This window comes from Bacteroidales bacterium (assembly GCA_035342335.1).
GTDB lineage: Bacteria > Bacteroidota > Bacteroidia > Bacteroidales > JAGONC01 > JAGONC01.
The window spans coordinates 144,543-150,542 of the sequence record DAOQWY010000001.1 but is presented as its reverse complement, the minus strand read 5'-3'; the positions used below and the strand labels follow the sequence as shown (position 1 = coordinate 150,542).

The 6,000-nt window shown below is 48.8% G+C and carries 4 protein-coding genes; 3 read left to right on the top strand and 1 reads right to left on the bottom strand.

The features are described from left to right. Window positions 1-116: 116 nt before the first annotated feature. From PKI34_00640 to rodA, 3 genes are all read left to right on the top strand, one after another. On the top strand, window positions 117-548 hold the full coding sequence (locus PKI34_00640; GenBank protein HNS16311.1) for an Hsp20/alpha crystallin family protein: 432 nt from the start codon (window positions 117-119) through the stop codon (window positions 546-548). Between the two features lie 140 nt (window positions 549-688). Then, on the top strand, window positions 689-2,497 hold the full coding sequence (mrdA, locus tag PKI34_00635; GenBank protein ID HNS16310.1) for a penicillin-binding protein 2: 1,809 nt from the start codon (window positions 689-691) through the stop codon (window positions 2,495-2,497). Continuing rightward, window positions 2,494-3,759: a rod shape-determining protein RodA gene (rodA, locus tag PKI34_00630; GenBank protein ID HNS16309.1), complete on the top strand. Its 1,266-nt coding sequence runs from the start codon at window positions 2,494-2,496 to the stop codon at window positions 3,757-3,759. Before mrdA ends, rodA begins: the two co-directional genes overlap by 4 nt. A gap of 69 nt (window positions 3,760-3,828) precedes the next feature. On the opposite strand, the gene PKI34_00625 is transcribed toward rodA, so the two are convergent. Further along, window positions 3,829-5,964, bottom strand: a complete 2,136-nt coding sequence (locus tag PKI34_00625; protein HNS16308.1) for a SurA N-terminal domain-containing protein — start codon at window positions 5,962-5,964, stop codon at window positions 3,829-3,831. Window positions 5,965-6,000 lie beyond the last annotated feature (36 nt).

The window sequence follows — 6,000 nt, the reverse complement described above, 5'->3', positions numbered from 1 at the left end:
CACGAATGACGCGAGGCACGAAGTGCCGAGCATATAACCACGAATGACGCGAGGCGCTGAAAGCGCCGAGCAAATAACAACAACAAACAACCATCAAATTATAGGAGGACCAAATTATGTTACCAGCAATCAGACGTAAATCATTCGTACCGGGTTTTGTGGATGAATTTTTCGGCAAGGATTTTCTGGCTGATTTCTTTGATGACAAAACAGGGATCAGCATGCCTGCCGTGAACATTCTGGAAGGCAAAGATGACTTTAAGCTGGAAATTGCAGCCCCCGGTCTCACCAAAAAGGATTATAAGATCCAGGTGGAAAACAACGTGCTCACCATCTCCTCCGAAAAGGAAGAGAACAAGGAGGAAAAGGAGACCCGCTTCATGCGGAGAGAATTCAGCTACAGTTCTTTCTCCCGGTCCTTTACCTTACCGCTTACAGTGGCTGCCGACCAGATCACGGCCAGTTACAACGAGGGCATCCTGACCATTACGATCCCTAAGAAAGAGGAAGCGAAAGAAAAACCGGCCAGAGAGATAAAGATTTCCTAAGGGTACTGCCCGGTGAGAAAAGAGACTGCTTCAGGGTCTGAGGCAGTCTCTTTTTTATTTCTGCAGGCACAGGATCTTATCCCTTAATCCTGTATTTTTGCAGGTAAACGAACCCCGCTTTTCCGGGAAGATGACCTGCCATGAAAGCCCAGGATGAACAGCGAAAACTCATTATCATCGGATTTATCCTGCTTATCGGGGTAATCTTCATCTTCAGGCTCTTTTACCTCCAGATCATTGATAAAAGTTATATCCTGTCGGCCCAGAACAATGTCGTCAGGGTGATCACGCAATATCCTGCCAGGGGGCTGATCTATGACCGTCACGGAGAGCTGATGGTCTACAATGAAGCAGCATTTGATCTGATGGTGATCCCCTCCCAGGTAACTGCCTTCGACACGTTGGAATTCAGCCAGCTGATCGGTCTTGATAAGGAGGAAATCAAAGAGCGGCTGATGAAAGCCAAAAAATACTCGATGCGTAAAGCCTCCATTTTCGAAAAGCAGATTTCCAAGGAATCCTTCAGCTTTTTCAAGGAGAAACTACATAAGTTTCCTGGTTTCTATGTGCAGTCGCGTACGCTACGTTATTACCCCACCCGCATCGCAGCGCATACTTTGGGGTATATCGGTGAAGCAAGTCCAATGACCATTGAGGAGGACCCCTACTACAAATCAGGTGACTACATCGGGATCAGCGGCCTTGAAAAAACCTATGAAGGGGTCTTGCGCGGGAAAAAGGGGGTCAAGCGGGTACTGGTTGATGTATTCGGGCGGGAAAAAGGATCTTTTCAGGAAGGTAAATTTGATTCCACGGCCGTTAAAGGACAGGACATCTATATTTCGATTGATGCCAAACTTCAGGCATATGGTGAACGCCTGATGACCAACAAAAAAGGAAGCATCGTAGCCATTGAACCCTCCACCGGTGAGATCCTGGCACTGGTATCCGCCCCTGCGTATGATCCCAACCTGCTGGTTGGCAGAGTGCGAAGCACCAACTACCAGATCCTTTCTGCCGATTCATTGCAGCCCCTGTTCAACCGGGCACTTTCAGCCACGTATCCTCCGGGATCCACCTTTAAATCGATCAATGCCCTGATTGCGCTCCAGGAGGGGATCAGCACACCCTCCACCACGTATGGCTGCCAGGGAACAGCCACCGTACCCATCAAGTGCAGTCACTACCACTCCAATCCCCTGAACATGTACCGCGCGATCGAAATATCGTGCAATCCCTATTTCTGGCAGACATTCCGTTCGATCATGGTTAGCCGCAGCGATATTCATGATTCCTATACCATGTGGCGCAGGCATGTTCTGAGCTTTGGATTCGGAGCCCGCTTCAATTCTGACCTTTTCAACGAAAGCAAAGGCTTTATTCCGCAACCCGGGTATTATGATAAATACTTCGGTAAGAATGGCTGGAAAGCATTAACCATCCGTTCCCTTTCCATCGGTCAGGGTGAGATCCTGGCCACTCCCCTTCAACTGGCCAATTTTGCAGCCATCATTGCCAACAGGGGTTATTATTATAAACCTCATCTGTTGCGATCCATCAACGATTCCATCCCTGATGCTGACTACAGGGAAAAAATGATGACCACCATCAGTCCTGTCCACTGCCAGGTAGTGGTGGAGGGCATGAGCAGGGTAATGGACGGTCCGGAAGGAACAGGCCGCTGGTACAGGGTGCCTGATATTGCCATTTGCGGGAAAACCGGAACAGCAGAAAATCCTCACGGAAAAGACCACTCGATCTTTGTATCGTTCGCACCAAAGGATAATCCAAAGATCGCTGTGGCCGTGGTGGTCGAAAACAGTGGCTTCGGAGCCACGTGGGCCGCCCCGATTGCAACGTTGATGATCGAGAAATACATCAATGGCGAGGTAAAGCGTCTGAATGTTGAAGAAAATATGGTCACCAGTAATTTGATCGATTCCAGGTGAGAAGAGAGCAAAACATATTTTACAATATCGACTGGGTAATGGTCGGCCTTTACGTTGCCCTTGTGCTCATTGGATGGATCAATATCTATGCAGCGGTTTACAACGAGGAGCACCGGAGTATCTTCGACATCAGCCAAAATTACGGACGACAGCTTGTCTGGATCGTGACTTCCGTTGTTCTGGCACTGTTCATCCTGGCAGTGGACGCAAAATTCTACAACGCGTTTTCCTTCATCCTATACCTTTTGATGCTGGTCCTCCTTGTCGCCGTGCTTTTCCTGGGGAAAGAAATCTCCGGAGCAAAAGCCTGGTTCCAGTTGGGTTCATTCTCCATTCAGCCTTCTGAATTTGCAAAAGTGACCACCGCTCTGGCACTGGCCCGGTATATGGGAACGATGGATATCAATCTCAAAAGCTTCCGGACACAGCTGAATACGATCCTGATCATTGGTATCCCCGTGGTGTTGATCCTCCTGGAGAACGATACGGGCACGGCATTGATGTTCGCAGGATTTGTCATTGTCTTGTTCAGGGAGGGAATATCCAACAAGATCATGCTGACAGGCCTGTTCATCATTGTACTTTCCGTACTGAGCCTTGTGCTCGACCATCTGCTTCTGATCGGGATCCTTGCCGTTAGCGCGATCATGGCCATTTTTATCCGGCGCCACGGCAGGTCCCTAAAAAAAATACTGATCATCCTTGGTCTTTTGGTCCTGGCCACCGGATATGTGTTCGCGGTGGATCTGGCTTTTGACAATTTACTGGAAGAGCATCAACAAAACCGGGTGAAAGTCCTGCTGGGAATTGAGGATGATCCCCGGGGAATCGGCTATAATGTAAACCAGTCAAAGATAGCCATCGGTTCAGGTGGGTTTTTTGGAAAAGGTTTCCTCCAGGGTACCCAGACCAAATTCGATTTTGTTCCGGCACAGAGTACGGATTTTATTTTCTGTACGGTCGGGGAAGAATGGGGATTTCTGGGCAGTACGATCGTTGTGGGACTTTATGTCTTGCTGATCGTCCGCATCATCCTGAAAGCCGAACGGCAGCGGACAACCTTTAGCCGAATTTATGGTTATGGGGTTGCCTCCATCCTGTTCACTCATTTCGCGATCAATATCGGCATGACCATCGGCGTGGCGCCTGTGATCGGGATTCCCTTGCCCTTTCTCAGCTACGGGGGATCGTCGCTCTGGGCGTTTACGATCATGCTGTTCATTTTCATTAAGCTGGATATAAAACGGCTGGAACTTATCTAAGAGCAAAGATCATAAATCAAATTTCAAAAGTACTTTTGATTTTTGAAATTTGCTCTTTGTTCTTTGATTTTAATAGAACATAATTCTGTTGTCTTCCAGATCCGCGTTTTCCAGGAGGGCATTGTAGGCTTCGCGTCCGGCTCTTCCCCTGACTGCGTTGAGAAGGGTCTTTTTCTGCTGTGTGTAATCTGAAAGCACGGCTGGTTTATCAAAGGCATCCACGGTAAAGACATAAACTCCCTGGGTCCCTTTGACCGGTCCTGCCGTTTGTCCCTGGTTCAGGGAAAAAATGGTCCCGATGACCTCTTTTTCCGGCCCATAGCCGCCGGGAAGATTGGACGATCCGAAGGTGATATTCTGGAGGGTATCCACTTTTGAATTCAGCTGGCTGGCAATGGAGGGCAGGTCTTTGGTCTGACTGGTGATCTGCTGGAGCCTCCCCATCAGAATTTCAGCTTTTTTCTCACGCCTGACCAGAGGTTCTATCCGGGTTTTGACTGCTTCCAGCGGTGCTGTCCCCTTTTCATAACGCTTTTTCAGAAGAGCCACCACAGAGCTCTTCCCCATGTCATATACCGGGGAAACACTTCCTTCAGCCGTCTTTTCATTGAAGGCCCAGTAGAGAATCTGCCGGGGAAATTCCACCCCAGGGATGGAGTTAGACATTTTGACCAGGTTATCAGACGTTCGTTTGTTCAATCCCTGGTTGATCACCGCGATGTCAAATTTCTCGCGGGTATTGTTTCGGGTGGCAAAATCACTGGCTGCAAGAAACACCTGCTGGTAGGTTTCCTTGCTTGGTTCAATGGCGCGCGATACGATGGCGACGCGTACCTTCTTGGTGGGTTCCTTTTTGCCGGTGACATGAATGACATGGAATCCAAAGGGAGTTTCGGTTTTCACGATATCACCCACTTTGCCATCCATCACAGCCTTATTGAATGCAGGGACCATGGCCCCGTCGGGAAACCAGTCAAGATCGCCGCCATTTTGTTCAGAAGAGGGGTCATCTGAAAATTCCCGTGCATAAAAGGAAAACCTTTCCATGGCATTTTTAACAACGTTCATCAGGCTATCTGCCCGTCGTTCGGCCTGCTCCCTGGTCCGGGTTACCGTTGCATCCGCACCCTGCGCTCCCTGGTACGACACCAGGATATGACTGGCACGCATGGAATCAGGACGCATCTGGATATCCATCAGCCTGGCCATGTAATAGATGTCATTTTCAACATAGGGCGGATAAAAGGTCCCCACAGGTGAATTGAACATGACCGAGTCGATCCTGACAGGAAGCTGTCCGGCCCGGAACCAGGTACTGTCATAGCGGGAATCCGAAAACGTATTCACGAAAGAAGGAATATTCTGTGTAGTCTGAAAATCATTGTAAGCCTTGTTGATCTCATCAGCCTGTGCCTGCCTGTCCTGAGCCGAGGGAACCACGTCAAAAACCACATAATCAAGATCGGCCATTGGTTCCTGTTTAAACTCTCCCTTGTGCTCATCGTAGTATTTCTGATAATCTGATTCGGTCAGCGTGATCGAGGTATCAGGAATGGTGGTGTATTTAAGCCCGGTAATCCTAATGGTCGCCCTGGTATTCTTTTCCTCATAGTCCTTCTGGGCAAGAACAGTCGGCATGTAATAGCCGTAGCTGACCAGATTGTCGTACTTGGTGCGGGCCCGGTCGTCCTTGATCATCTTTTCGAGCATCAAATACCGTTGCTGGATGGAAGGATCCAGCTGATTGAAATTCTGGAGGAATTGTGTGACCGTACTGGGATCATACGTACCCGTATTCGGATCCCTGAAATTCTGAAGGATGTAGCTATGCGGTTCTGCTCCGCGGATCTGGTCATCCAGTTCATCCACCGATACGTCGAGGCCCAGTTTCTTATACTGATCGCCCAGGATGATCTCGCTGACCATCTGATCCCAAATCGACTGGCGAATACTGAAGGCCTCATCACTGGAAATGTTGTCCGACTGACTGTTCTGACGCTGAATTTCCAGGCTTTCCTCCACCTTGTTATTGAATTCTTTGCCGGTAATTTCCTGTCCGTTCACCACGCCAACGTTCGCGAATTGCTGTTGACTTTTGCTCTTTCTTGGACCCAGAAAATCACCGAGAACAAAAGATGCCAATGCAACACCCACGATGATGATCAACAGGGTCGAATGTTTTCTGATTCTTGAGATAACGGCCATATGCAATGAATTTTCTTAGTGTTATAAACTTCAAGC